The organism is Sporomusa sp., assembly GCF_057736855.1.
Map to the genome: position 1 here is coordinate 1 of NZ_JBYKYF010000299.1, position 1,336 is coordinate 1,336.

The 1,336-nt window shown below is 46.6% G+C and carries 1 protein-coding gene; it reads left to right on the plus strand.

Annotated elements, in window-relative coordinates:
- The coding region (gene dnaE / locus AC29Z1_RS14995; RefSeq protein WP_488272262.1) for a DNA polymerase III subunit alpha at nt 1-1,336 on the plus strand (1,336 nt) is incomplete at both ends.

Consider the following 1,336-nt stretch of genomic DNA (forward strand, 5'->3'; position numbering starts at 1 on the left):
CTATCTGCATCCGCTTTTAGAGCCCATCCTCAAAGATACTTTTGGCGTTATTTTGTACCAGGAACAGGTTATGCAAATTGCATCCACATTGGCCGGGTTTACTCTGGGACAAGCTGATCTTTTGCGTCGGGCTATGGGAAAAAAGAAACATGATGTCTTGGACGCGCAGCGCGAGAATTTCCTTAAAGGGGCCATTGAGCGGGGGATTGACGCGAAACTAGCCCAGGATATTTTTGAACTCATGACTCATTTTGCCGATTACGGTTTTAACAAATCCCATAGTGCTGCCTATGCCTTGGTAGCTTATCAAACAGCATATTTAAAGGCACACTATCCGCAGGAATTTTTCGCCGCACTGCTTACCAGTGTCATGGGGGCTAATGATAAGGTGGGTTACTATATTGAGGAATGCCGCCGTCGGGGTATCGCGGTTTTGCCGCCAGATATTAATGCCAGCGGCAGCTCGTTTTCTGTTGACGGTGAGGCAATCCGTTTTGGTTTGGCTGGGGTAAAAAATGCTGGCGGTAATGCTTTGGAGAGCATTCTTAAGGCCAGGCAAACAGGTGGTAAATTTACATCGCTTGTTGATTTTTGTTCCCGGGTTGATATGCGGGTCGTGAATAAACGGGTGATTGAAAGTTTGATTAAGTGCGGGGCTTTTGATTCGCTCAAAGTTCGCCGTTCACAGTTATTGCATGTGCTGGAGCAAGCCGTCGAAGTGGCTGCTTGTCGGCAGAAAGACGCGGCAAGAGGACAGTTGGGATTATTTGGCGATGATACTTTAGAGTGTGTAAATGATGTTACCTTGCCAGATATACCTGAAATGCCCCAAGAGCAGATATTAGCGTTAGAAAAAGAAATAACCGGTTTTTACGTAACCGGTCATCCGCTGGATAAATACCGCGCGAAATTAGCGACATTGCCCACACTGGGCAGTTTAGCCGAAGGCCAATATACTGATGGGCAACCGATCCGAGTGGGCGGGTTAATTGCCAGTGCGAAACGAATTACTACTAAAAACGGCAGCATGATGTGTTTTATTACACTGGAAGATTTCTCTGGACAAGTGGAAGTCATTGTATTTCCTAAAGTGTTTGAAAAAACTGGTCGCCTGCTGGCGCCAGATTTGCCGATTCTGGTTTCCGGACGACTCAATATCCACGAAGAAGGTGCCAAAGTATTGGCTGACGATATTATGTTGCTGGAAAACGCAGGGGTCGAGGTTAGAATTACTTTGCGCAAAGAGCAGGAGACACCGGCCATTCTGACTAAGTTGCAGGAAGTGCTGATAAAACACAGTGGACAAACCGTTGTTTACCTGCATTTGGTTGGCAGT